Annotated in this window: 28 protein-coding genes and 1 riboswitch; of the genes, 12 read left to right on the top strand and 16 right to left on the bottom strand. The window is 52.0% G+C overall.

The annotated features are described in order from the left end of the window. The 3 genes from AMM03_RS05925 to AMM03_RS05915 form a co-directional block, all read right to left on the bottom strand. The gene (locus AMM03_RS05925) at positions 1-864 is read right to left on the bottom strand and encodes a peptidylprolyl isomerase (RefSeq protein WP_228764589.1); all 864 of its coding nucleotides are present in this window, start codon (positions 862-864) and stop codon (positions 1-3) included. A 34-nt stretch (positions 865-898) separates the two neighbouring features. Further along, a complete protein-coding gene (locus AMM03_RS05920) occupies positions 899-2,050 on the bottom strand; it encodes a hypothetical protein (RefSeq protein ID WP_194942798.1) in 1,152 nt (383 codons plus the stop codon). A 413-nt stretch (positions 2,051-2,463) separates the two neighbouring features. Further along, entirely contained in the window at positions 2,464-3,108 is a 645-nt protein-coding gene (locus AMM03_RS05915) for a trypsin-like serine protease (RefSeq protein ID WP_228764588.1), read from the bottom strand. 117 nt (positions 3,109-3,225) lie between these two features. Here AMM03_RS05915 and AMM03_RS05910 point away from each other — a divergent pair, with 117 nt between their 5' ends. From AMM03_RS05910 to AMM03_RS14135, 6 genes are read left to right on the top strand one after another with little or no spacing between them, the layout of a single operon-like run. After that, on the top strand, positions 3,226-3,876 hold the full coding sequence (locus AMM03_RS05910; protein ID WP_090129547.1) for a hypothetical protein: 651 nt from the start codon (positions 3,226-3,228) through the stop codon (positions 3,874-3,876). Continuing rightward, positions 3,873-5,627: a type I secretion system permease/ATPase gene (locus tag AMM03_RS05905; RefSeq protein ID WP_090129546.1), complete on the top strand. Its 1,755-nt coding sequence runs from the start codon at positions 3,873-3,875 to the stop codon at positions 5,625-5,627. The genes AMM03_RS05910 and AMM03_RS05905 overlap by 4 nt, the downstream gene beginning before the upstream one ends. Positions 5,628-5,656: 29 nt before the next feature. Continuing rightward, on the top strand, positions 5,657-7,375 hold the full coding sequence (locus AMM03_RS05900) for a type I secretion system permease/ATPase (protein ID WP_090129545.1): 1,719 nt from the start codon (positions 5,657-5,659) through the stop codon (positions 7,373-7,375). Between the two features lie 29 nt (positions 7,376-7,404). Next, positions 7,405-8,781 (top strand): HlyD family type I secretion periplasmic adaptor subunit, encoded by a 1,377-nt coding sequence (locus AMM03_RS05895; RefSeq protein ID WP_090129544.1) that lies wholly within the window; start codon positions 7,405-7,407, stop codon positions 8,779-8,781. Then, a complete protein-coding gene (locus tag AMM03_RS05890) occupies positions 8,781-10,145 on the top strand; it encodes a TolC family outer membrane protein (RefSeq protein ID WP_228764587.1) in 1,365 nt (454 codons plus the stop codon). The genes AMM03_RS05895 and AMM03_RS05890 overlap by 1 nt, the downstream gene beginning before the upstream one ends. Further along, entirely contained in the window at positions 10,117-10,314 is a 198-nt protein-coding gene (locus tag AMM03_RS14135) for a hypothetical protein (protein ID WP_194942796.1), read from the top strand. The genes AMM03_RS05890 and AMM03_RS14135 overlap by 29 nt, the downstream gene beginning before the upstream one ends. On the opposite strand, the gene AMM03_RS05885 is transcribed toward AMM03_RS14135, so the two are convergent. From AMM03_RS05885 to AMM03_RS05875, 3 genes are read right to left on the bottom strand one after another with little or no spacing between them, the layout of a single operon-like run. Then, the gene (locus AMM03_RS05885) at positions 10,292-11,077 is read right to left on the bottom strand and encodes an HAD-IIB family hydrolase (RefSeq protein ID WP_090129543.1); all 786 of its coding nucleotides are present in this window, start codon (positions 11,075-11,077) and stop codon (positions 10,292-10,294) included. The genes AMM03_RS14135 and AMM03_RS05885 overlap by 23 nt on opposite strands. Next, positions 11,078-11,389 carry a BrnA antitoxin family protein gene (locus tag AMM03_RS05880; protein ID WP_090129542.1) on the bottom strand — a complete coding sequence of 104 codons (312 nt, stop codon included), beginning with the start codon at positions 11,387-11,389 and terminating at the stop codon, positions 11,078-11,080. Continuing rightward, a complete protein-coding gene (locus AMM03_RS05875; RefSeq protein WP_090129541.1) occupies positions 11,373-11,675 on the bottom strand; it encodes a BrnT family toxin in 303 nt (100 codons plus the stop codon). Before AMM03_RS05875 ends, AMM03_RS05880 begins: the two co-directional genes overlap by 17 nt. A gap of 119 nt (positions 11,676-11,794) precedes the next feature. On the opposite strand from AMM03_RS05875, the gene AMM03_RS05870 reads away from it, so the two are divergent. Both AMM03_RS05870 and AMM03_RS05865 read left to right on the top strand, forming a co-directional pair. Further along, positions 11,795-12,031 carry a type II toxin-antitoxin system Phd/YefM family antitoxin gene (locus tag AMM03_RS05870; RefSeq protein ID WP_090129540.1) on the top strand — a complete coding sequence of 79 codons (237 nt, stop codon included), beginning with the start codon at positions 11,795-11,797 and terminating at the stop codon, positions 12,029-12,031. Positions 12,032-12,046: 15 nt separating this feature from the next. Then, on the top strand, positions 12,047-12,481 hold the full coding sequence (locus AMM03_RS05865) for a PIN domain-containing protein (protein WP_228764586.1): 435 nt from the start codon (positions 12,047-12,049) through the stop codon (positions 12,479-12,481). Here the strand turns inward: AMM03_RS05865 and AMM03_RS05860 are convergent, their stop codons facing one another. After that, positions 12,482-14,110 (bottom strand): peptide chain release factor 3, encoded by a 1,629-nt coding sequence (locus AMM03_RS05860; protein ID WP_090129538.1) that lies wholly within the window; start codon positions 14,108-14,110, stop codon positions 12,482-12,484. Between the two features lie 66 nt (positions 14,111-14,176). Beyond that, a riboswitch (S-adenosyl-L-homocysteine riboswitch) is annotated at positions 14,177-14,271 on the top strand. Between the two features lie 99 nt (positions 14,272-14,370). Between AMM03_RS05860 and ahcY the strand changes: the two genes are divergently transcribed. The 3 genes from ahcY to metF all read left to right on the top strand — a co-directional run bounded on the left by ahcY (position 14,371) and on the right by metF (position 17,513). Beyond that, positions 14,371-15,804, top strand: coding sequence for an adenosylhomocysteinase (gene ahcY, locus AMM03_RS05855; protein ID WP_090129537.1), 1,434 nt, complete (start codon positions 14,371-14,373; stop codon positions 15,802-15,804). 78 nt (positions 15,805-15,882) lie between these two features. Further along, positions 15,883-16,683, top strand: a complete 801-nt coding sequence (locus AMM03_RS05850) for a TlyA family RNA methyltransferase (RefSeq protein WP_090129536.1) — start codon at positions 15,883-15,885, stop codon at positions 16,681-16,683. 2 nt (positions 16,684-16,685) lie between these two features. Further along, on the top strand, positions 16,686-17,513 hold the full coding sequence (metF, locus tag AMM03_RS05845; RefSeq protein WP_090129535.1) for a methylenetetrahydrofolate reductase [NAD(P)H]: 828 nt from the start codon (positions 16,686-16,688) through the stop codon (positions 17,511-17,513). 19 nt (positions 17,514-17,532) lie between these two features. On the opposite strand, the gene AMM03_RS05840 is transcribed toward metF, so the two are convergent. Genes AMM03_RS05840 through paaA form a run of 7 tightly spaced genes read right to left on the bottom strand, consistent with a single transcriptional unit; the run spans position 17,533 to position 22,410 of the window. Next, on the bottom strand, positions 17,533-17,883 hold the full coding sequence (locus AMM03_RS05840; protein ID WP_090129534.1) for a type II toxin-antitoxin system RelE/ParE family toxin: 351 nt from the start codon (positions 17,881-17,883) through the stop codon (positions 17,533-17,535). After that, a complete protein-coding gene (locus AMM03_RS14260; RefSeq protein ID WP_228764585.1) occupies positions 17,880-18,401 on the bottom strand; it encodes a type II toxin-antitoxin system ParD family antitoxin in 522 nt (173 codons plus the stop codon). Before AMM03_RS14260 ends, AMM03_RS05840 begins: the two co-directional genes overlap by 4 nt. A gap of 54 nt (positions 18,402-18,455) precedes the next feature. Beyond that, a complete protein-coding gene (locus tag AMM03_RS05830) occupies positions 18,456-19,556 on the bottom strand; it encodes a 2Fe-2S iron-sulfur cluster-binding protein (protein WP_090129533.1) in 1,101 nt (366 codons plus the stop codon). A 6-nt stretch (positions 19,557-19,562) separates the two neighbouring features. After that, positions 19,563-20,174, bottom strand: coding sequence for a 1,2-phenylacetyl-CoA epoxidase subunit PaaD (paaD, locus tag AMM03_RS05825; RefSeq protein ID WP_228764584.1), 612 nt, complete (start codon positions 20,172-20,174; stop codon positions 19,563-19,565). Positions 20,175-20,195: 21 nt separating this feature from the next. Further along, a complete protein-coding gene (gene paaC / locus AMM03_RS05820; RefSeq protein ID WP_090129531.1) occupies positions 20,196-21,002 on the bottom strand; it encodes a 1,2-phenylacetyl-CoA epoxidase subunit PaaC in 807 nt (268 codons plus the stop codon). Then, entirely contained in the window at positions 21,002-21,361 is a 360-nt protein-coding gene (gene paaB / locus AMM03_RS05815; RefSeq protein ID WP_228764583.1) for a 1,2-phenylacetyl-CoA epoxidase subunit PaaB, read from the bottom strand. The genes paaC and paaB overlap by 1 nt, the downstream gene beginning before the upstream one ends. Continuing rightward, complete coding sequence (gene paaA, locus AMM03_RS05810) at positions 21,358-22,410, bottom strand: 1,2-phenylacetyl-CoA epoxidase subunit PaaA (RefSeq protein WP_090129530.1); 1,053 nt, start codon at positions 22,408-22,410, stop codon at positions 21,358-21,360. The genes paaB and paaA overlap by 4 nt, the downstream gene beginning before the upstream one ends. Before the next feature lie 209 nt (positions 22,411-22,619). On the opposite strand from paaA, the gene AMM03_RS05805 reads away from it, so the two are divergent. After that, complete coding sequence (locus tag AMM03_RS05805) at positions 22,620-23,102, top strand: hypothetical protein (protein WP_090129529.1); 483 nt, start codon at positions 22,620-22,622, stop codon at positions 23,100-23,102. A 19-nt stretch (positions 23,103-23,121) separates the two neighbouring features. Here the strand turns inward: AMM03_RS05805 and AMM03_RS05800 are convergent, their stop codons facing one another. Both AMM03_RS05800 and AMM03_RS05795 read right to left on the bottom strand, forming a co-directional pair. Then, positions 23,122-24,321 carry a type II toxin-antitoxin system HipA family toxin gene (locus AMM03_RS05800; protein WP_194942795.1) on the bottom strand — a complete coding sequence of 400 codons (1,200 nt, stop codon included), beginning with the start codon at positions 24,319-24,321 and terminating at the stop codon, positions 23,122-23,124. Next, positions 24,314-24,640, bottom strand: a complete 327-nt coding sequence (locus AMM03_RS05795) for a hypothetical protein (RefSeq protein WP_090130634.1) — start codon at positions 24,638-24,640, stop codon at positions 24,314-24,316. Before AMM03_RS05795 ends, AMM03_RS05800 begins: the two co-directional genes overlap by 8 nt. Between the last annotated feature and the right edge of the window lie 140 nt (positions 24,641-24,780).

The raw sequence follows: 24,780 nt of genomic DNA, 5'->3' as shown, positions 1-24,780 counted from the left end.
TTATTTAACCTGCAACGCACCCGTAATGGTGACATCTGCAAGCGGCACGTTGGCATAGCCATTGAAAAACCCTGTGGCTTTGCCAGCAATGGTGTCCACCACTTCCATGCCCTGCACCACCTTGCCAAACACGGTGTAGCCTGCACTGGCGGCGCTGTAATCTAAATACAAATTGTCCACATGGTTAATGTAAAACTCTGACGTGGCAGAGTCTTTGTCATCCAGGCGCGCCATGGCAATGCTGCCGCGCACATTTGACAAACCATTCTTGCTTTCAGACACAATGGGCGCGCCTTGGCCAGTCTTCTTCACCATGCCCGTGGTAAAGCCACCGCCTTGAATCATGAACCCAGAAATAACGCGGTGAAACAATGTGCTGCGGTAAAAACCATTGTTGGCGTAGTTCAAGAAGTTGTTTACCGTAATGGGTGCAGCCACGGGGTCTAGCTCTACAACGATGTTGCCTAAATTAACTTGGCCCTCGGCCACCACCAACACGACTTGCGGGTTGGGCACGGTCAGCGTGCCGGTATAAACCACAGCCCCTGTATCTGATTTAACGGTTAGCACAAAGTCACCCGCTTGCTTTACCAAGCAGTTCAGAACCAAAGTGTCTGTGGTACTGTTTGACGCAAAACTGGGGTTAATGCAGGCGCCGTTAGATTCAACCACCAAAGAAGACCGCAAGTCTTTGCCGCCCAAATAAATGGTGGCCGTCTTGCCGAACATCAATGACTGCGGCTTAACGCCGGTAATGGTGGGGGGAAATCCGCCGCCGCCGCCGCAGGCGCTTAGCAATAAGGCAAGAGTTGAAGCTATTGCAAAGTAAAGACTGCAAGTGACGTATTTAGGTTTGAAAGTCATTCACAAATTCTAACCGGCACGCCCAAGTTTGAACTTATCTTTTGTACCAGGCCTTCACAATAGATTCGGCAGGTTTCCCCCTAATGCTTTGAGAAATATTGGGGAAGCCTTCCTCACTGGGCACCAACGTGTCAGTAAGCCAATACCCTGTGCTGAAATTGATGCCATAAGTCTTAAATTGAGTTTGAGCTTGCAAGGCCTGAAAGGCCGCTTCAACGGCAATGGCTTGCACACCAAAGTCTGTGACGTAGCTCTTCTGAATGCAGTTGGGGTCTGAGTAAGCAACCGGTGCACCGTTGCTGGCAGGGCTAATGCAAAAACCATCTTCTACCCAGCCGTCACTGATGGCTTTGTCTCGGCTTTGAATGTTGAAATCCCAAATGATAGGAATGTTGGCAGGGCTAAGCCCTGCGCCCGCCAAAAAGTCTGCATAGATGTTCATGATTTGCGCGGTGTATTTTTGCTTCAGTGAACTGACAGTCATCGTGGCATCGTCTGCATAAGTCCATGGCCAAAGCGGTGTGAGCGGCACAATGATGGCATCTACTTTTTGAATAATGCGTTTGTCATAAAACCTGGGGGTGCCCATGTACAACTTGCCGCTGTACACACTGCGCACATCGTCAATGAGGGCCAAGAATTCTTGCGTGGCGGGTTCTGGGTAATTGGTTACCTGAGGAAAATAAAAAGCACTCCATTGAATGTTCAGAATGTCAATTTTGAAATCATTAGACAAGACCGCCATAGACTTCATTACGTCATGCCAACCGCGCAAGATGCGAACCATTTCTGCTTCTGGCATGTTGGATGCGTTGTACACCGTCATGCTTTTGTTTAGCTTGTCGACGGGCCACAACTGCCAAGCCAAAGACACCTTCAAGTTTTTACTGTGCGCGGCTTCTACCAGCCACTTGAGTTCTGCTTTGGGTATTTGCCAGGTGGCTTCGTCGGTGGTCCAAGTTTTAGCAGCAAGGTCATTGATGGGGCCGTACTGGTAAATCTCAACCACGTCCACGCCGTCACTGACCAGCTTGTCCAAGGTTTTCAGGTACAGCAGCCGCGCATATGCTGCATTGGAGGCGCAACCATTGTTTTCTCCACCAGGGTAATAGTCTTTCAGACCAATGCCCCGGACAATTGAGTTTGCAAACTGCCCAGATGCAGTGGGTATGGCGCGGGTACCCATGAAGCTGGCTGGGTAGTTGGTGTTGTAGGTTTTAAGGGTACACGGGGGTTGAGAAGTTGTAGCAGAGCTTGTGGAAACTGTGTTGACAGCACCTCCGCCTCCACCACAGGCGCTTAGTACCATTAAAATTAGTGTGTAAAAAAAGAATTGCACTGTACGCAGCATATTGAAATCACCTTGTTGCTAATTTGGGTGCAACTGTAGGCTTCTAATGCACAAGATGCAATTTAAAACACCCAAAGTAATGTGCTGCCCTGCATATCTGCTTTGGCCAGGCCCACGACCTCGATGACAGTTGCTTCATATCCAACGTGCAGATAAGTGCCCTCATCCAATGAAATCCAGTCGATTGACTCGGCTTGGATTTGGGCTAGTTCTGAGTCTACAACAAGGGGGCAACCTCTGGGTCAGGGTCAGTCGCCGGGTGCAATTAAACCTTCGCTGGTGCCTAAACCTAAATCTGGTTTGCGGGCCAGTAAACCCAGTGCGTCGTGCAAGCTGGTGCCATCGTCAAAATCTGCGGCCAACTGCTTGTTGGAAATGGCTGCCCACGCTGGCGTGCTGCTGAAAAAGGGCAGCAGGGTGCTGACATCTGTGTCAAATTGGTTTTTGGCTTGCAGGCGCCAAGGCGGATTCGAAGGCGAGCTCAGTTGGCCAGCACTGCCAGTACCAGGACGGCCGTAGCCCACCATGGTGAAAGTTTTGCCAATTTCATCTTCAGCGCGGTACAACTCGTAGCGTTCTGCCGAAGTAGGGGCTGGACTGGAAAGCCATACCAGTGCCAAATCGTTGTTGCTGCTGGTGCTGTTGTAATCTGAATTGATCAGCACTTTTTTGGCCGCAATGCTTTGCGTGCCGTAGCTGGTTTCAAACACCACGCTGGTGCTTGTGGTTTCTGATGCAAACACATGGGCAGCCGTTAAAACAGCTTGACCGTTGTAGAGCAGCACCCCTGTGCCGTAATAAGAACCGGCCACCACACGCACCACACCGTCGTAACCATTGCCAATGAGTGCGCGGTTGCGAGAGTCTGTGTAAGAAGTGACGGTGGTAACCAAGTTGGGCTGCTGTAGGGTTGGCTGATAGGCTTTGATTTTAGGGTTTGGCAAGGCCTTGAAAATTTTTTAAGAAATGCTTGAAAACTTCATATAGGAACAGCTATACTCGCTTCCTATATGAATTCCATCATCCGTGTACCCCTCAACACAACGCCCGAACAATTCGAGCGTTTGTTAGCCTTGCAGGCTGCTTTTGCAGAGGTCTGCAATGCTTTGGCGCCCGAGGTGCAAAAGAGCAAAGTCTGGAACCGAGTGGCCTTGCACCACTTGCATTACCGCAACCTGCGTGAAAAGTTTCCGGCTTTGGGCTCCCAAATGATCTGCAACGCCATCTATGCCGTGTCGCGCACCTCACGCTTGGTGTTCCAAACTCCGGCCAGCCCATTCAGTTTGGCGAAGTTAGGAACAAAGCCGCTACCTTTGTTGAATTTTGCCAACAGTTGTCCCGTTTACTTTGACCGCCACACCCTCAGCATCAAGGGCACGCAACTGTCTTTGTTCACCTTGGACGGTCGCATGCACTTTGAGCTAACTTTGCCGGAAGAGCAGCTTCAGCTGTTTAAAGTGGCCAAATTGCGCGAAATCTCCTTAACTCGCAGGGTTGACAACCTGTTTGAGCTGTCTTTCTGGCTTGACACCACCGTGCAGCCCCAAATTGTGGCCTCACAGGCGGCGGTACTTGCCCAATTGGCCGGTCAGTTGGCTGAAGTTCCGGCAGTGTCTTTGCCACTCATTCCTGATTACGTTTCTGTAGAGGTTGCTATATGAAGCCCCAAATGCCCCCTTCCGAACTCTCGCAGGCCCTTGAGCCATTGCGCCCTGAAATTTATCGGGCCATTGGTTTCAGTTTGCTCATCAGTTTGCTGGCGCTTTCACCCACCGTTTACATGCTGGAGGTGTATGACCGGGTGGTCAACAGCCGCAGCGGCGTGACCTTGCTGATGCTCACCCTCATGGTGGTGTTGGCCTATGCCGTTATGGAGCTTTTAGAAAAAGTGCGAGGTGCCCTGATGCGTGCTTCGGGTGTGCGCTTAGACGCTGCCTTGTCGAAGCGGGTTTATGACGCCATGTTCATGGGTATTTTAAAGCGCCAAGTGGGCGGCAACATGCAGGTGCTCAATGACCTGAAGTTGGTGCGCGAATTCTTGGCCAACCCCGCATTGATGGCTGTCATGGAAGCGCCGGTGGCGTTTGTGGCATTGGCTTTGATCTTTGCCATCAACCCCTTGTTGGGCTGGTCTGCTGTGGTGGGCGCTGTGGTGCAAGTGGGCATTACTTGGATGAATGAACGTGCCACGCGCAAACCTTTGATGGAGGCCAATCGTGCGGCCATGGGTGCGCAGCAGTTTGCCGATGCATCGCTGCGCAATGCGCACGTGATGGAATCGATGGGCATGCTTGACGCCGTGCATGGTCATTGGCAAAAACGTCAACAAGAATTTTTGGCATTGCAGGCACAGGCTTCAGAAGGCGCTGGTTATTGGACGGCCATGTCCAAGTTGTTGCAACAAATCATGTCGTCATTGTTGTTGGGCTTGGGTGCTTGGTTGTTGTTGGGCAACTCGCTCAATGGTGGCGCTAGCATGATGATCATTGGCTCTGTATTGGGTGGTCGTGTGTTGGCGCCTTTGAGCCAATTGGTGGCGCAGTGGAACGCCGTGGTCAATGTACGCAGTGCCTGGACGCGCTTAGAAAACTTGTTGGCACAAGTGCCGCCCAAACCAGAAGCCATGGCCTTGCCCGCGCCCAAAGGTCATCTGGCAGTAGAAGGCCTGATGGCCGGTGCCCCAGGTACGCAAGTACCCATTGTGCGCGGTGTGCAGTTTGGCTTGTCATCCGGCGAAGTGTTGGCCGTGGTTGGCCCCTCTGCTTCAGGCAAAACCACTTTGGCCCGTTTATTGGTGGGCTTGTGGCCTGCCATGTCTGGCAAAGTTCGCTTAGACGGTGCCGATGTGCACACGTGGGACAAAAAAGAACTGGGCCCGTACTTGGGTTATTTGCCTCAAGGCGTTGAGTTGCTCGAAGGCACGTTGGCAGAAAACATTGCGCGCTTTGGCGACGTCGACATGGTGCAAGTAGAAGCTGCAGCGCGTTTGGTGGGTTTGCATGAACTCATTATGAGTTTGCCGCAAGGCTACAACAGCCCCATTGGCCGCGACGGCGCTATGTTGTCTGGTGGACAACGCCAGCGCGTGGGCTTAGCACGTGCCTTGTATGGCAAGCCCGTGTTTGTGGTGTTAGATGAACCCAACTCTAGCTTGGACGAAGCTGGCGACGCCGCCTTGGCCAATGCCATTGCAGCACTGAAACAGTTGGGCACCACCTTTGTGGTCATGACACACCGCACCAGCGTATTGGGTGTGGCCGACAAAATGTTGATCATGCGCGACGGTGCGCAGCAAGCCTTTGGCCCACGCGATGACGTGCTGGCGGCATTGCAAAAAGCGCGGCAACCCGCATCGGTACCTGTAGCAGACGGCACCACCGTAACTGCACCTGCAGCACATTCAGCGGCCTAACAGGCATCACCTCTCAGAAAAATCAGAACATGAAAATTCCTGAACTATTCAATCGCAACGAGCTGACGCGAACGCTGTGGGACTTCCGTTATGAGTTCATGGTGGCAGGCTTGTTCAGCATGATTGCCAACTTGCTTATGCTGGCCCCTACGCTGTACATGCTGCAAGTGTATGACCGCGTTTTGGTTAGCCAAAGCACGGGCACTTTATTGGTGGTGTCGCTCATTACTTTGTTTTTATTGGGCGTGCTGACGTTTTCTGAATGGGCACGTTCTAAGTTGTTGGTGCGCTCTGGCGTACGCATGGACCAGCTGCTTAGCCGCAAGTTGTTTCATGCCAGTTATGAAGCGCATTTGAACCCCGCGGTGAGCAACCCCTCTAGGGCCTTCACAGATTTAACAGAGCTACGTCAGTTCTTAACGGGCAATGGCATCTTTGCATTCTTCGATGCACCTTGGGCGCCCATTTACATTGCCGTGTTGTTCATGTTGCATCCTTGGCTGGGTGTGATGGCCTTGTTCTTTGCCGGTGTGCAATCGGTGTTGGCATGGTGGGGCAGCCAAGCCACCAAGCCTGCACAAGCCAACGCTAGCAAGTCGCAACAAGAAGTGACGGGTTATTTACAAAGCAAGTTTCGCAACTCTGAAGTGATTGAGTCCATGGGCATGGTGGGCCATTTGTACCGCCGCTGGGCAGAACGCAATGCCAATGCCATGGGTGCCAATTTGCATGCGCAAGATGTGGTGGGCCGCGTCACGGCCTTGAGCAAGTTTGTGCGTTACACGCAGCAGTCGCTGGCGTTGGGCGGTGGTGCGCTGTTGGTCATTTATGGTGAGTTGTCGCCAGGTGCCATGATTGCGGCCAACGTGCTCATGACCCGTGCCTTGGCCCCCATTGATTTGATGGTGGGCACTTGGGCCGGGTTCTTAAATGCACGCGAAGCCTTTAACCGCTTGTCTGATTTGTTGGAAGCCCATCCACTGCGTGATGTACCGCCATTGGGCATTGTGCCCAAAGGCGATGTGGTGGTGCAAGACGTGGTGGCTTCTGCCCCTGGCCGCGACACGCCCATCTTGCAAGGCGTCAGCGCCATCATGCCGAAAGGCTCGGTCACGGTGGTGTTGGGTGCTTCTGGTTCTGGCAAGTCCACCTTTGCGCGGGTGCTGTTGGGCATCTGGCCGCATTCTGCGGGCCAAGTTTTGTTAGACGGCCAGGCCATTGGCAAGTGGAACCGCACAGAACTGGGCCCCCACATTGGTTACTTGCCACAAGACATCGAATTGTTTGACGGCACCATTGCCGAAAATATTGCACGCTCTGGTACGGTGGCTTCTGACAAAGTGATTGAGGCAGCAGAAGCAGCGGGCTTGCACAGCATGATTTTGCGTTTCCCAAAAGGTTACGACACGCCCATGGGTGAGGCCGGTGGTTTGTTGTCGGGTGGTCAGCGTCAGCGCATTGGCCTGGCGCGCGCCATGTACGGCATGCCTTCCTTGGTGGTGCTAGACGAGCCCAATGCCAACCTAGACGACGAAGGCGAAAACGCTTTGGTGCGTGCGGTGCAAGGTTTGAAAGCACAGGGCAAAACGGTGGTGCTGATCAGCCACCGCCCAGGCATTGTGAGTGTGGCTGATCGCTTGCTCATTTTGCAAAACGGCATGGTGCAAGCCAGCGGCCCCCGCGATGGTGTGCTGGCCGCATTGAAGAAACAACAAGAAGAAGCGCAAGCCGCTCTTTCTCAAGCTTAATTTTTTTGACACTGTAAATCGAGACTGTCATGGCCATTCAAAAATTCAATCCTTCCAAAAACACTGTGGTGCAAGATGCGCAAGTGGTGACCTCTTCTGACGATGCATTGCACCAAGCTTCGGGCGACACACGTGCAGTTGCGCGCATGGGCTTGTGGGTCTTGGGCTTAGGCTTCGGTGGCTTCTTGCTGTGGGCTGCGTTGGCGCCACTGGACGAAGGCGTGCCAACACAAGGCGTGGTGACCTTGGACACCAAACGCAAAACTGTGCAGCATTTGTCTGGCGGCATTGTGAAAGAAGTGCTGGTGCAAGAAGGTCAACAAGTGAAAGAAGGCCAAGCCTTGTTGCGCTTAGATGGTGCCGTGGCCAAAGCCAACTACGAAGCCGTACGGCAGCGCTATTTAGGTTTGCGCGCTATGCAAAGCCGATTGTTTGCAGAGCAAGTGGGTAGCAAAAGTATCAGTTTTCATCCGGATGTTCAATCTGCCATGAAAGACCCCCTTATCAAACAACAGGTGGAAACGCAGCAGCAACTCATTCAGGCTCGCCAAGGCGCCCTTGCAGCCGACCTACAGGGTCTGGAAGAAAACATGCAAGGCCTGAAAGAACAATTGACCTCTTATCAAAATGTATTGGTGCAGCGCCGCAACCAGCAGGCCTTGCTGACAGAAGAGTTGAACAACACTCGCGGCATGGTGAAAGAGGGCTATGCCCCTCGCAATCGCCAATTGGAGTTGGAGCGCATGTTGGCCGAGTCCAATGCGTCGATTGCCGACCTGACTGGCAACAGCTTGCGCATCAGCCGTCAAGTGGCTGAACTGACGCAGCGCTCAGTTGCACGCAAACAAGAATACCGCAAAGAAGTTGAATCGCAGTTGGCCGATGTCACACGCGAAGTTCAATCGGATGCTGAGAAGTTTGTAGCGGTAACTGCCGACTTAGACCGCATGGAAATCAAAGCTCCTGCGGCAGGCCAAGTCGTGGGCTTGTCTGTGCAAACTGTAGGCGCTGTGTTGCAGCCAGGCCAAAGATTGCTAGATGTCGTGCCAGATAATCAAACTTTGCTTTTGGAAGCGCACATTCCGCCACACCTTATTGACAAAATTCAGCAGGGCTTGTTGACCGATGTTCGCTTTAACACGTTTGCTCACTCGCCTCAGTTGGTGGTGGAAGGCAAAGTGATGTCGGTGTCGGGTGATTTGTTGTCGGATCCGCAGAATCCTCAAATGTCATATTTCTTAGCACGTGTCCAAGTTACACCCGAGGGCATGAAAACCTTGGGTACACGCCAAATGCAACCTGGCATGCCTGCAGAAATTGTGATTAAAACGGGTGAGCGCTCTATGCTGACTTATTTGATGCATCCTTTGCTTAAACGCGTAGCCGCTTCGTTGAAGGAAGAATGATGTTGAATTTTAAAAGCTTTCGCAAAGCTTGGGTGGCTCTGAGCTTGTGCGGTATGGGCAGTTGCGTACTCGCATCCCCTGCTGTGATGGACCTTCGGCAAATTTACCAAGCCGCTTTAGAGCAAGATGCCACTGTGCGTGCTGCGCGAGCTACAGCTGACGTTGGTAGAGAACGCTTGCCACAAGCGAAGTCGCAATTGATGCCGACGATCACCGCCAATGTGGGTAAAAATAACAACGACCTGAATACCACCTCGCCTAACTTGTTGGGGCAAGACACAACCACCAACGACAAGTATTTGAGTGACAACCGTACGCTTCAACTTCGCCAACCGTTGTTCAATATGCCGCGTTGGTTGCAATTTGAACAAGCTAAATCGTTGGTGAACGAAGTCGAAGCCACCCTTGACCGTGAGTATCAAAATTTGGTGGTACGCGTGGCAAGTGCTTACTTTGAAACCTTGATGGCAGACGAGCAACTCGACTTGGTGTTGGCCCAAAAAGCCACCTACACTGCCTTGGTGGATGCTGCCAAGAAAGGTCTGGCTGCAGGTTCTGGCACCCGCACCGACATTGACGACGCCCAGTCGCGTTTGGACATGGCCTTGGCGCAAGAGCTCGAAGCGCGTCAAAACCAAGACCTCACACGCAGACAACTTCAGTTGTTGGTGAACCAGCCCGTGATGGCCATTGCCAAATTGAATGTGCCAGCCTTGAAACTGAGCAGCCCACAACCAGCTAGCCTAGATGAATGGACTGTCAAAGCAGAACAAAATAGCCCTGAGATTAAAGCTTTGCAAGCCAAACTGGAAGCGTCGCGACAAGAGGTGAAAAAAACGCAGGCAGGCCACTTTCCTACTTTGGACGCCGTTGCACAATGGTCGAACAGTGGCAGCGAAAACATCACCCGCATCAACTCGCGCTACGAGAATAAATCCATTGGTTTGCAGTTAAGTGTGCCCATTTTTTCAGGCGGTTATGTGAACTCGACCATTCGCCAAGCCGTGGCAGAACAAACCCGAGTAGAAGAGTCCTTAGAAGCCTTGCGCCGTGATTTGGGTGTGCGTGTTCACAGAGAATACCGCGGTGTCAGCGAGGGTGTGATGCGGGTGCGCGCTTTGGAGCAAGCGGTGCGCTCTTCTGAGCAAATGATGAAGTCAACCCAAATGTCCTTCAAGGCCGGATCTCGTACCCAACTGGATGTGCTCAATGCGCAACAACAATACTCATTGGCCATGCGCGACTTGGCGCAGGCTAGGTTTGTTTACATCATGTCCAAGGTGAAGTTGGCTTCCTTGGTGGGTGACGACCCCGCTGCTTCTGTGGAAGAGGTGAATGCCAGTTTGGCAAAGGCCACCAATTGAGGCTATCAAGCTTGCCAGCAAGCCATCAAACCAAGTTTGGGTCTTGCCGTACCACGAATCGCCACCGCCGCTCAGTTGGACTTGGGGCTTATTTCCAAAGAACGTTGATGACTACATGGACCCCAGTTACAACAGCCCTGCGCGCATCACCTCTGTAGCGTGCGGCTAACTTCGTCAAATCCTGCGCCGCGCTCAGCCAGCGTGATGTAGGCCGGTAGGTGTTGGAGTTCTTTTTCAAAACGTCGAATGTTGGCCACGCCTACGCTGTGCGTGAAATGCTCAAACATCACTTGGTCATTGGTGGAGTCACCTACATAGACCCATTGGTCAATTTCTTGTTTTAAATCTCGGCCCGTGAGTTCTCTCAATATCCACTGTGCGCCATGCCATTTGTTGTGATCACCAAACCAGGCATTGATGTGGATGCTGCTGACTGTGGCGGTCATGCCTTCTTCTTGCAGCAGTTTTAAGACTTGTTGGATTTGTGCTTTTGACAGATGATGAAATTCGCTGTGGTCAAACGCAATGTCGGTTTCTCGACCAGCTGAGTCTTGGGCCATCACGGTGCCCGGAATTTCTTGCAGCACGCGTTGTGCGATGCGCTGCATTTCTTGGTAGTTGTGTGTGCGGGTGGCCAAGTCTTGTTGGTAGATTTTTCTGACTTGCTTTGTTTGCGAGTTGTGAAGCAAGGCCACTGCGCCGTTCTCGGCCACCATGGCATTGACGGGCCAGGTGGATGCGAAGGGGATGCTCCAACCCACAGGTCTGCCTGTAATGGGGATGACCATGAGGCCCGCGGCTTTTAAATCGTGCAGGGCCTGAAGCGCATCGGCTGTGATTGCGCCTTCGGTGGTGAGGGTGTCGTCAATGTCGGTGAACACGCCCACGATGTTGGCGCGGGCGCTTTCAGGCCAAGTCGAAAGATGCTTCACTCAAGTTCTCTTCGAAGTTTCATTCAACTTTTCTGTCAGCCATACTTTCATGAGTGATTGATAAGGGACGTCTAGTTTGTTGGCTTGGCGGCGAATGCCATCTAACAAACTATCGGACAAGCGCAATGAAATGCTGGTGGTAGAGGGCTTGAGGTTGGTGAATTTTGCAACCTGCATATTGGCCACATCAAAATACTCCGTAGCGTCGTTGGCCGCATCTTCCCAAAATTTTCTTTCGGCTGCTTCACTTTTGAATTTGGGAATTGCCTTGGTGGTTTGGACCTTCCTTGGAAGCTTAGTTTGCTTTGGCATAAACAAGCCTTTCTTTGCTGTGTTGATCTCTGGCAGAAATGATTCGAATGAGGGTGTTGTTGTCACGTAATGTAAAGACAACTGTTAACAAACGTCTTTCGTGGGTGATGCCTAATGCCAAGAACCTAGGTTCAGATTGACTGTGTTTGGCATCGTGATTGAGCAGTAGCGGGTCGTTGAAGAAAATTTCCTCTGATTCAGAGGGGCGCACATCGTGTTTTAGATCGCTTTTTTCTGCATTGCCTACATCCCACTGAAACCCGACGATGAGATCGAGGTTAAGCATTTGTGTATGTTATGAACATATACATATTAGGTCAATTTATTTCAATCAATGCAATCTAACGTGTGTTGCTATTCTTTTTAATTGAAGGTAAAGTAGTTTTAATCACTACTTAATTGAATATGAAAACCATTTCAGCTGCAGATGCCAATCGCTATTTTTCAAGTCTCCTGCGAGATGTTGCCACGGGTGAAGTGGTGACCGTGGTGTCTCGGGGTAAGCCTGTCGCAGTCATTTCTGCGGCCAATCAAGAGGATGACTTTAAAGTTCGCGCCCACAAGCGTCTTGTAGAAAGACTCAAAAGTCAGCCTTCTGGTGGCGCCAGAAATTGGACGCGTGACGAACTTTATGAAGGCTAAGCCATGAGGGTGGCTTTGGATACAAACGTATTGGTCTATGCAGAAGGCTTTGGCGATGATGTTCGTTGCCAAATAGCTGGCGATTTAATTGCACGGCTTAAGCCAACGGACTCCATCGTGGCGGTGCAAGTCTTGGGCGAATTGTCTAGGGTGTTTACTTCTAAAATGAAGAAATCTGGATCAGAAGTACGAGACTTGTTGTTGTCGTGGTCCGATAGTGTGATTGTGGCGGACACAACATGGACTGCATTTCAATCAGCCCTAGATTTGTCTGTCGATCACAAAATTTCAATGTGGGACGCTTTGATATTGGCCGTCGCGGCTGAAAATAAATGCAGGCTGTTGTTAAGCGAAGACTTTCAAAATGGATTTACTTGGCGAGGTGTCACCGTTGTTAATCCATTTGAAACCAAAGCCAAGCCATACAAGCTACTGGCTTCGGCCTTGTAATTATCCTGCCGATCCCAAAGCCAAACCCGCATGCTCACGCAGCGGATGGAAGTGAATTTTTGGAAAGCGCTCTTGTGCCAAACGCACATCATAGGGCGAGGTGCAAAGGTAAGCCAAGGTATCGGCCGCATCTAATGCCATGCGCTGGGGATACGCGTTTAAAAACTCGCGCAGTTCAGCTGGTGTATCGGCAGTAATCCAACGTGCACCGGTGTATTGGCAGCCTTCCAATCGCACATCGCAATCGTATTCAGCCTTCAAGCGGTGTTGCACCACTTCAAACTGCAGCTGGCCCACGGCGCCCAGCAACATAGGTCCGCCCACTTCAGGTTTAAAGACCTGAATGGCACCTTCTTCGCCCAGCTGGTCAAGACCCGCTTGCAGTTGTTTGGTTCTCAGTGGATTCTTCAAGATGACCGTCATGAACAATTCAGGGGCGAAGAAAGGCAGGCCCGTGAACAGCAAGTTGGCGCCATCGGTAATGGTGTCACCCAACTGCACACCGCCGTGGGTGGTGAAGCCGATGATGTCGCCCGCATAAGCTTCGTCCACCGCTTCACGGCGTTGGCTCAAGAAGGTCACCACGCTGGTGGGGCGCAATTCTTTGCCGGTGCGTTGCACTTTCAGTTTCATGCCGGGGGTGTACTTGCCCGAGGCCATGCGCACAAACGCAATGCGGTCGCGGTGCGAAGGGTCCATGTTGGCTTGAACCTTAAACACTACGCCTGCAAAGGCAGCGTCTTCGGGCTGCACTTCTTTGATGACCGGTTGCTTGTTCACAATCAGTGAACTGGTGCGGGGCTTGGGTGAGGGGGCCAAGTCGACCAAGGCGTCTAGCACTTCCATCACACCGAAGTTGTTCACACCGGAGCCGAAGAAGACGGGGGTTTGTTTGCCGGCCAAAAAAGCTTCTTTGTCGAAGGCTGGTGAGGCACCGGTTGCCAACTCCATGCTTTCAAGCGCTGTGGCAAATTCATTGCCAAAGCGAGCGTGCAATGCAGCTTCTTCTGTGAGGGGCATGGCTTCAAAGTCTTGCGGCAAGCGCTCGCTACCGGATTCAAACACGGTCATGGCTTGCGTGCGCAAGTTGATGATGCCGCCAAACGATTTGCCTTGACCCACAGGCCAGGTCATGGGCACGCAGGGCATGCCCAGTTCGCGCTCCACTTCGTCCAAGATGTCGAGGGGGTCGCGCACTTCGCGGTCCATCTTGTTCACAAAAGTGATGATGGGCGTATCGCGCTGGCGGCAGACTTCAATCAGTCTGCGAGTTTGAGCTTCGACACCGTTGGCCGCGTCAATCACCATGAGGGCGGAGTCGACGGCGGTTAGCACGCGGTAGGTGTCTTCGCTGAAGTCTTTGTGGCCGGGGGTGTCGAGCAAATTGATGACGTGGTCGCGGTACAGCATCTGCATGACGGAGGAGGCCACCGAAATGCCCCGCTGCTTTTCAATTTCCATCCAGTCGGAGGTGGCGTGGCGCGATGCCTTACGGGCCTTGACCGAGCCTGCAATTTGAATGGCACCCGAGAACAGCAAGAGCTTTTCTGTGAGCGTGGTTTTACCCGCGTCAGGGTGAGAAATGATGGCAAACGTCCGGCGGCGCCGGGTTTCTTGGGCGTAAGTCAATGTAGCTCCAGGGGAGATTGGGGTGTCTGGCTGGTAAACCAGAGAAGCCGCTAGTATAATTTGCCCCATTCCGAGGAGCGTTGCAACGGCCCCCATTCTGTTGGTAGATATGGCGAGGACGTGAGGCTCGGAACCCTAATTTGCAACGACGCTCATCCACTTTTCTGCGGGATGAGCTCTATTTTCCAACTGAGTTCAACGGGTTTTACCTCTGGGCGTCCCTCTGAGAAGTGGTTTCAAACTTTAATTTGGAGCACACCATGAACGCACGTCTAAACACCGCTGTTAACGCCGATTGCGCCATTGCCGACATTGGCTTGGCCGACTGGGGACGCAAAGAGATCAAAATTGCCGAGACAGAAATGCCCGGTTTGATGGCCATTCGCAAAGAATTTGCTGCCGCTCAGCCCCTCAAAGGTGCCCGCGTCACTGGCTCTTTGCACATGACCATTCAAACAGCGGTGCTGATTGAAACTTTGCAAGCCTTGGGCGCCCAAGTGCGCTGGGCCTCATGCAACATTTACTCCACCCAAGACCACGCTGCGGCTGCCATTGCGGCGTCTGGCACGCCTGTGTTTGCGGTCAAGGGCGAGAACCTGACTGAGTACTGGGATTACACCCACCGCATTTTTGACTTCGGCGCCAAGGGCACTGAAGGCGAAGGCCCCAACATGATTTTGGACGACGGCGGCGACGCCACGCTCCTGATGCACTTGGGCAAGCGCGCAGAAAAAGATGCATCCTTGTTGAACAACCCAGGCTCTGAAGAAGAGACTTGCTTGTTTGCTGCCATCAAAGCCAAGTTGGCCGAAGACAGCACTTGGTACAGCCGCAAGTCTGCCCAAATCATTGGTGTGACCGAAGAAACCACCACGGGCGTGCACCGCCTGAACGAGATGAGCGCCAAGGGCGAACTGATGTTCCGCGCTATCAACGTGAACGACTCTGTGACCAAGTCTAAGTTTGACAACTTGTACGGCTGCCGCGAATCTTTGGTCGACGGTATCAAGCGCGCCACCGACGTGATGATCGCAGGCAAAGTGGCTGTGGTGGCCGGTTATGGCGACGTGGGCAAGGGCAGTGCACAAGCCTTGCGCGCTTTGAGCGCACAAGTGTGGGTGACCGAGATCGACCCCATCAACGCATTGCAAGCCGCCATGGAAGGCTACAAAGTTGTGACCATGGATTACGCTGCCGACAAAGCAGACATCTTCGTCACCGCCACTGGCAACAAGCACGTGATCACACACGACCACATGTTGGCCATGAAAGACGAAGCCATCGTTTGCAACATTGGTCACTTCGACAACGAGATCGACATTGCCTCTGTTGAAAAATACACATGGGAAGAAATCAAGCCCCAGGTCGACCACATTGTGTTCCCCAATGGCAAGAAAATCATCATGTTGGCCAAGGGCCGTTTGGTGAACTTGGGTTGCGGCACAGGTCACCCCAGCTTTGTGATGAGCTCTTCCTTTGCCAACCAAACCATTGCGCAAATTGAATTGTTCACACGCCCTGACGCTTACGAAAACGGCAAGGTCTATGTGTTGCCCAAGCATCTGGACGAAAAAGTGGCACGTTTGCACCTGATGAAAGTGGGCGCCATGTTGACAGAATTGTCTGACATGCAAGCTTCTTACATTGGCGTGGACAAAAACGGTCCTTACAAGCCTGATACTTACCGTTATTGATTTAGTTTGAAGTACGAGCGCTCATTGGGCGCTTGTGCTTGATGGCTATAGACGGGTTTTGATTGTTATTGGATTATTTTGCGCATTGATCAATTGTTAGTAGAGCGCGGCTTGGCCGCGTCTCGTTCACAGGCCCAGCGGCTGATTGCGGCGGGTGTTCAGTGGCGTACGCCACCGGGCGCTTTGCCTACGGCTGTGGTGGAGGCTGTGAAGTCTTCGGTGGAATGGCGCACGATCAATAAGAACAAAGACGAAGTGCCCAGCGATGCAGAGATTGTGTTGCTGGATGATTCCGAATCTAAGTATGTTTCTCGCGGCGGTTTGAAGCTGGAAGGGGCACTGCGTGACAGTGGCGTTTCGGTGTCAGGCCTGCGGTGTTTGGATGTGGGTCAGAGTACCGGTGGCTTTACCGAGTGCTTGCTGTTGAATGGTGCTGCCGAAGTGGTGGGCATCGATGTGGGCCACGGTCAAGTGCATCCGCGTGTGCGTGAAGATGCGCGCGTGATTTGCATTGAAGGTGTCAACGCCAGAGAGCTCACGCCCGATGACGAGCGCATTCCTGATGCTGAAGCTGGGTTTGATGTGATGGTGGGCGATGTGTCCTTTATCTCGTTGACCTTGGTGCTGCCGGGTGTGGTGCCGTTTTTGAAGCCTGGTGGCGTACTTCTGATGTTGGTGAAACCCCAGTTTGAATTGCAGCCCGAGAACATTGGCAAAAACGGTTTGGTCAAAGACCCCGCCATGTACCCCGTGATTGAAAAACGCATTCGCACATCGCTCAAAGAGTTGGGTTTGAAAGTGACCGGTTGGTACGACAGCGCCATTGAAGGCGGTGATGGCAATCGTGAGTTTTTTGTGCAGGCTGTGAAGCCTGAGTGACTATGAAAAAATTACCAGTTAGCTTTGAATTTTTTCCACCCAAAACACCAGAAGGTGCCGAGAAGCTGCGCGTTGTGCGTCAACAGCTTTACACGCAATCACCTGAGTTTTGTTCAGTAACTTATGGCGCTGGCGGCTCAACGCAACAAGGCACCTTTGGCACTGTGGGCGAGATTTTGAAAGAAGGTGTTTCTGCTGCGTCTCATTTCTCTTGCATTGGCGCCAGTGAAGAATCTGTGCGCGCTGAATTGGCCACTTTAAAAGCCATGGGCGTGAAGCGCTTGGTGGCCTTGCGTGGCGATTTGCCCAGCGGCTACGGCATGGGCGGTGCGTTTCATTACGCCTCCGATTTGGTGGCGTTTATTCGCAAAGAAACGGGTGATGACTTCCACATTGAAGTGGCGGCTTATCCAGAAATTCATCCTCAGGCTAAGTCTGCTGAGTCCGATTTGCAGGCCTTTGTGGCCAAAGTGAAGGCTGGCGCTAATTCGGCCATTACCCAATACTTTTACAACTCGGATGCTTACTTCCGCTTTGTGGACGATGCGCACAAGTTGGGTGTGGATGTGCCTGTGGTGCCTGGCATCATGCCCATTACCAGCTCGACACAGTTGCTTCGTTTTTCAGATGCTTGCGGTGCAGAGATTCCCCGTTGGATTCGTTTGCGCTTGCAAGGCTATGGCGATGACACTGCCTCTATCAAGGCATTTGGCCTAGATGTGGTGGCCGATTTGTGCGATCAGCTGCGCAATGCGGGAGTGCCTGCGTTGCACTTTTACACGATGAATCAGAGTGCGACGACTTTGGAGTTGTTGAAGCGCTTGGCTTGATTACCTATAGGTGGTTTATTTAGTATGAATCGTTTGAGGATTCTAGTGAACCACTTGTTAAATTAGCGCTGTCATGAAGCAAGCGAATGACCAAAATGGTTTGATCATCCATGGCTTTAAACATCACAAGGTGGCGGCCTTTTTTCCCTTTTCGCTGTACATGTAAAAGCCGTATGCCTGGTCCAATATCGTCTCTGGGTTTACTACCTTGAATGTCTGGACCGATCTCTAGGGCCTCAATGGTTGATGAAATGGTGTCTACGTATTCGTCAGCTTGATTTTTACCAAAAGTATCTGCGGTCCAGAGATAGATGCTTATTAAATCTACTTCAACTTGATCAGTTTGCTGAATTCTCCAAATGTTACTCATACTGCTGCTGCAGCTTTTGCAACGATAGACTTCAGGTGCGCACGTAAGGATTCCTTCGAATCAAACTGTTTGTATCTTCCAGCTTCAAAATCTGCCATGCCTAATTGCATTGCTTCCCTAAGTGCCTGAAGGCGTAAGGCGTCCTCTTTCTCGCGCTGCTCGATCAACCGAAGGCCTTCTCGCAATACCTCACTGGCGTTTTGATAGCGACCGCTGGCGACCAAGTTCTCAATCATCAAGGCTTGATGCTCTGTGAGAACGACGTTTCGAGTAGGCATGGAAGTTTCCTTGTTAAGGGGTGTTGGCATATTATGCCAATTGACTGCCTTTCTGGTCAATTTAATCTTATTGCTCTTTGCAAATTCAAGGGCATCCAATAAAGCTTCTGCATCGTCCTGAGCTATGTGTTTTGCTATGTCTTCATCAGTAGTGGAATCCAGTAAAAAATGATTGACCTTATGACTTAGCTTGGATGGCTTTTGATTCACATCAATATTTTTACGAGTCAATTTCGTCATCTTTTTTCCTTGCAGCTACGTACGATTTACTTTCCGAAATTGACGGACCTTCATTTACCGTTCATCAAAACTCATCACCACCTCTTTGCTAGTGGGCTTGGCCTGGCAACTGAGCACAAAGCCTTGTTCGGTTTCCCAGTTTTCTAGCGTGAAGTTTTTTTCCATAGCCACGGTGCCTTGCATCACTTTGGCGCGGCACGTGCAGCACACGCCGCCTTTGCAAGAGTAGGGCAGGTCTAGGCCGGCCGCCAATGCCACATCCAAAATTTTGTCGGTAGCTGACATCTGCATTTGATGCTTCTTGCCGTCCAGCACAACTGTCAGTGCCACATCGCCTTTAGATTCAGGGGCATGGCCTAAGACCACTTGCTTGCGCGCGTCTGCGGGCAAAGCTTCCAAAGTGGGCGATGTGAATCGCTCTGTGCGAATGTTGCGAGCAGGCACACCGACTTCTAACAAAGCTTTTTCGGTGGCTTCAATCATGGCTTCAGGGCCACAGATGAAAACCTCGTCCATGCTGGCCGCAGGCAAGAGGCTGTTCACAATTTCTTTGACCTTGGCTTCATCAATACGGCCTTCAAGCAAAGGCACTTCTTGCGCTTGGCGTGACAACACATGAATGAGTGTGAGTCGGTTGGGATAGCGGTCTTTGAGGTCTTGCAGCGCTTCGTTGAACATGACGCTGTCCATGCGGCGGTTGCCATAGACCAATGTGAATTTGGACTCAGGTTGTTCTTCTAAGGTGCTGGCCAAAATAGACAAGATAGGCGTGATGCCAGAGCCTGCAGCAAAGCCTACGCGGTGAATGGCACGGGGGCGCTGCACGATGAAGCGGCCATCGGCTGGCATGACTCTGAGGACATCGCCCACCTTCAGTTGCGTGGCAGCCCAGTTTGAAAACACGCCACCTTGAACAGGACGAATGCCCACTTCTAAAGTTCCGTTTTGTGTGTAGGCGTTTTGTGACGAACTGATGGAATAACTACGTCGCACATCCTTGCCATCGATGTTGGCGCGCAGTGTTAAAAATTGACCGGCTTTGAAATTGAAACCGCTGCGCAATTCATCTGGCACTTGCAACGTAATGGCCACCGCACCTGCTGCTTCGGGTGTAATGTTGGAAACAGGCAGGTCGTGAAATTTGAAAGCGGTCATGGTGAATCAATACGGTTTGAAATAATCAAACGGCTCCATGCAATCGAGGCAGCGGTAAAGCGCTTTGCAGGCGGTGGAGCCAAAGTGGGATGTTTCGGTGGTGTTGTGCGAATTGCATTGCGGGCAGGGCACCGCCAATTGTTCGTGGCGACCAGGATTGCTGGCGCTGCGGGCGGCAAATTGGATGATGCTGGCGGCGCCCGATGCACTGGCTTTGCCAACTTGAGTTTGGCAGTCGTGATCAGCGCCGCTGTGCGGCGGCGCAATGCCGTACGCGCGCAATTTTTCTTTGGCTTCAGGTGTGATCCAGTCGGTGGTCCAAGCAGGCGCCAATTGAGTTTTGACCTTGCCCTTCAAGCCATGCGCTTGCAGCAAGTTGTGCACGTCGTCTTCAATTTGCCCCATGGCTGGGCAGCCGCTGTAGGTGGGCGTGATGACCACTTCCAATTGTTCAGTGCCATCTTGCGCAAGTGCCGTTCGCACATCTCGCAAGATACCTAACTCGCGCAAGGTGACCACGGGAATTTCGGGATCGGTTAGCGATTCAAGCAGTTGCCATGCTTGTTCAACTGCGCTTGGTGAAAGCGCAGTCGTTGAAGCAGAGGTAGCCATCGTCATGATGAACTTAAGATGCTTGAATTACCAAGTGGCATTGGGATGCGCACGCGGCAAGGTTTGCATCTCGGCCAACATAAAACCCAAATGCTCAGAGTGAACGCTGTGTTTGCCAGTGGGCACAAAGCCGCCAGCCGCAGGGCGCTTGAGAGTAGCTTCGGCCAAGGCCTGATCCACAATTTGGTTCCAATCGTTTTGCAAACTGGCCATGTCTAAGCCCGTTGCTTTAGCCGCTTCCGATTCGTATTCAGTGCTAGTCCAAAACTCTTGCGTATAAGGCATCAAGTGATTGACAGCCGCTTGTGCGCGGCCATGCGATTCAGCGGTGCCATCGCCCATGCGCAGCAACCAATCGCGCGAATGACGCAAGTGATATCGCACTTCTTTGAGCGACTTGGCTGCAATAGCTGCCAATTGCGCGTGTGGTGCATGTTGTAGTTTGTCCCACACCAACACCATCAGTGCGCTGTACAAAAAATTGCGAACCAAGGTGGTGGCAAAGTCGCGCTCACTGGCCGATGTGCCAGCCAGCGGTGCGTGATGCGGCAACTCTAGCAAGGTGTAGTTTTTGAAATCGGGCACATCGCGAAAGAAGGCCAGAGTGTCTTCTGTTGCGCCATTGCCCATTTGCGCTGCGGCTTCTTGGTAGAGCAATCGTGCTTGGCCGACCAAGTCCAAGCTGTTGTTGGACAAGGCAATGTCTTCTTCCAGAATGGGACCGTGGCCACACCATTCGGCATTGCGTTGGCCCAAGACCAAAGCGTTGTCGGCCAAGTGCAGCAGATAGTCGAGGGGCAACGTGTGGTTCAAAGTTGCTTGCGCTGCTGACATTACATGTGCCCCACTTCAGAAGGAATTTCGTAGAAGGTGGGGTGACGGTACACCTTGTCGCTGGAAGGCTCAAAGAATTCCGATTTGTCATTGGGTTCGCTGGCCGCAATGGACGAAGACTGCACCACCCAAATGCTCACGCCTTCTTGACGACGTGTGTAAACATCGCGCGCCATTTGCAACGCGTGTTGAGAGTCGGACGCATGCAAACTGCCGCAGTGCTTGTGCTCCAAGCCTTGCTTGCTGCGCACAAACACTTCCCACAAGGGCCACTCTTTGAGGGCGGCAGGAGAGGCAGAAGCAGCGTTGGCACTTGAAGTACCTGCTTGCGAAGCTGATTTTGTTTGATCGGCGCTCATGCGGCCTCCTTCAAATTCTTTTGTGCTTGTCTGTGCGCTTGTTTGTTGGCGTGTGCCACAGCGGCATCGCGCACCCATTGGCCATCGTTCCAAGCCTTCACGCGCGCACCCAAACGTTCTTTGTTGCAAGGACCATTGCCATTGACCGTGGCCCAGAATTCGTCCCAATCAATCTGACCGTAATCGTGATGTTGACGTTCTTCATTCCACTTCAAATCGGGGTCGGGCAATGTGACGCCCAAGATCTTGGCTTGCGGCACTGTGGCATCCACAAACTTTTGGCGCAGGTCGTCATTGCTGATGCGCTTGATGCCCCAGCGCATGCCTTGCACGCTGTTGGGGCTGTCGGCATCGGGCGGTCCAAACATGGCCAAACATTTCCACCACCAACGATTGACCGCGTCTTGCACCATCGCCTTTTGTTCGGCCGTGCCTTGCATCATGACGAGCAAGGCTTCGTAGCCTTGGCGTTGGTGAAAACTTTCTTCCTTGCACACGCGAATCATGGCGCGTGCATAAGGGCCGTATGAGCAACGGCACAAAGGAATTTGATTCATGATGGCCGCGCCATCGACCAACCAACCCACCACACCCACATCGGCCCAATTGAGCGTGGGGTAGTTGAAGATGGAGCTGTACTTGGCTTTGCCGGTGTGCAGCGCGTCCAACATTTGATCGCGGCTGGTGCCCAGTGTTTCGGCAGCGCTGTACAAATACAAACCATGGCCGCCTTCGTCTTGCACCTTCGCAATCAAGATGGCTTTGCGCTTGAGGCTAGGTGCCCGGCTGATCCAATTGCCTTCAGGCAACATGCCCACAATTTCGCTGTGCGCGTGTTGGCTAATTTGTCGCACCAAAGTTTTGCGATACGCATCAGGCATCCAATCTCGCGGCTCAACTTTGCCGTCGGCATCAATGCGCGCATCGAACTGAGACTGCAAAGCCACTTCGGCTTCGGTCAGAGGTTTGGGAACTGATTTGAGTGCGGCGGTGGCTGCAGTGCTGTTGGTGTCCGGTGCGTCCGGCACATTGAAGGATTGCGTGTACATGGGCTTCTCCTCGCTTGGTAAGCGTGTTTGAAGCGAAGTATATCAATTAACCGACCGATCGGTCGGTTAATTGATTGGCAAAGTTCTAGGTGTTTTCTCCAGAGCTGCGCCATTTGAAAATGCATTGGTTAAGACCATTCTGAGTTATTAGGTGTTACATTAAAAAGAATATTTAAGTACACACTTAAAACTTAAAGAGGTGCATATCAATGAAGGTTTACTTAAGCAACTACAGGCACCATTGGTTCTCTCCCTATACCTTGATCGACTATTTTTTCTTCTGGACTAAGTGGTCGAAATGTCATCGCGACCAAAGCTTGGCTCGGGCCTTGTCAAATTCAGAGGATGAGTCAACCTGGACAGACCGGCCTGACTGGGTAGAAAAATGGCACGACCGCCTAGCGCCATTGAGCGTGGCCATTCAAAAAACATTGGATTTGATTCACCCCAAAATTGACTATGTGAAGGTTGACTACTGGGATACATGGAGCATGGATGACAGCTTGGCCCAGATCATCTTGCCACTTCTTCGCCAGTTGCATGATAAAAATCATGGTGCACCTTTTGTTGACGATGAAGACGTGCCCAACCACACCTACAAGTGTGACTACGAGGGCATGCGGGCAGTTGAGGCACGCATTCAAAATGGTTTCCGCCTTTTTGGACGGTATTACCAAAATCTCTGGGATTGAGTTGGCTGCAATGGCGCGGCTACTGTCTGAACCGATTCATGCTCACACGAAGCATTTCAATCTCTCTAGCCCTAACCCCCATCTGCGCAAAGTGTTCAGGCCAAGTGGCCACTACTTTTTGGATGTTGCTCACCATGTCCTTGGCCTCTGAAAGTTTCAAACCAAACGCAGCCACTTCAGACAAGGCATTCGAAATGCTAGATTCGTGGCCGTTAGCGCCCACGCGCATTTGCTGGTAGCCCAAAGCCTGAGCCGCAGGCAGCACATCAAATGCGGGTGACAAATGGTAGTGACCTTGGTCTGAGCGAATCAGGGCATGGTTTTTTTCATGGTCATCGGTGTTGTCGATCAAGATGTTGAACACCATGCGTTTGAAAAGTTGTGCTTGTTGCTGTTTGATCAAGCTAGGTTGCGCATATCGGCGCAACAGTTGAGAAAGTTCTGGATAGCCCATGGGCTCGCCAGCTGCCCTTATGACGGTGTGGGCCGACAGCACATGAAGTCGTGTGTTTTCTAAACGATCAAAACGCTCAACCGCAACGGCATGTCCTTGGGCCAATGCCAGTGCACGGGTGTGGGCTACAACAATCCCGGCCTTTGCTGCCAAGGTCATGCTGGCGTGTTCAATGAGAGGGGTATCCCATTCTGAGGTTTCAGCAAACTTCAGCACCCATTGTTTGCCATCCATTTCAATGAGTGACTTGGGGTGCGCGCCGCCAAACGAGGGTCCGGGTTTGAGAAGCCGGACGTGTGCCTCGCTGAGTTTTTCTCCATCCAGAACGTTTTGAATGGCTTGATGCATCTGCGGCAAGTTTTCAAATGTGGCGATGGCGCTTGCAAGGGGTGCGTTGTAATGAGACTGATGCAAAGAGACGCCCAATGCGCCAAACCGATCGTGACCTGCAAAGTACAAGTACTCCAAAAGTGACAAGCGCACGGGCTTGAAAATGTGTCGGATGACACGCTCTCCCCAGCGGTCTGGCCTGGCATCGTTGACCGCGCCTGCTGCCGCATCCAATTCTTTGGGCAAGTGCAAAGCGTTGGACAGCGGCAAGTCGTCGCTCAAAGCAAATCTGTTTTGCAACCATTCGTCGGCATAAGCAAGGCCTACTTTGCGGTTGTTTTCTGCCAGAACCAATTGACCAATTAATTGGGGCTTGGTTTGACCTAGCCACCACAGCGACATTTCTGAAGCGGGTGTGTATGCGTTATCAGTCATGCACATTCCTCTTTGGGCGTTTGAGAATGCGTAACTCGTGGGCAAGGGCTTGCGCATCATTGGCCGGGTTTGCCAAATGGCGCAGACCCTCTTCGAAACCTGCCAGCCAGAGTGCAGTGGCATATACGCCCATGCCCACTTTGGGGTCGCCTTTTTCCATGCGCATCAGTGTGGGCACAGACACATTGAGCCGGGTGGCCCAATCTCGCAAAGACTCGGATCTGCGAAGCCTGGCGGTGGACAAATGATCACCCAATTGGATCAAGGCTGCAAGCACAGCCGAAGGCAAGGTCACGACGGCTTGAGAGGGTCTAGACATTGATTTGTATTCTTAAAAATAGACAATAAATGATTTTTGTTAAATCATATGTTAATTTTTAAGAGTGCGCTATACACGTTCAAACCCCCAAAGGTATTTGACTGAATTCTTGGAGATGAAAAAAGTGACCGCTTTGGCTT

The organism is Limnohabitans sp. Rim11 (assembly GCF_001269365.1).
In the GTDB taxonomy this organism is placed as follows: domain Bacteria; phylum Pseudomonadota; class Gammaproteobacteria; order Burkholderiales; family Burkholderiaceae_C; genus Limnohabitans_A.
The sequence above is the reverse complement of the archived record's forward strand: the minus strand, read 5'-3'. Positions and strand labels throughout refer to the sequence as shown.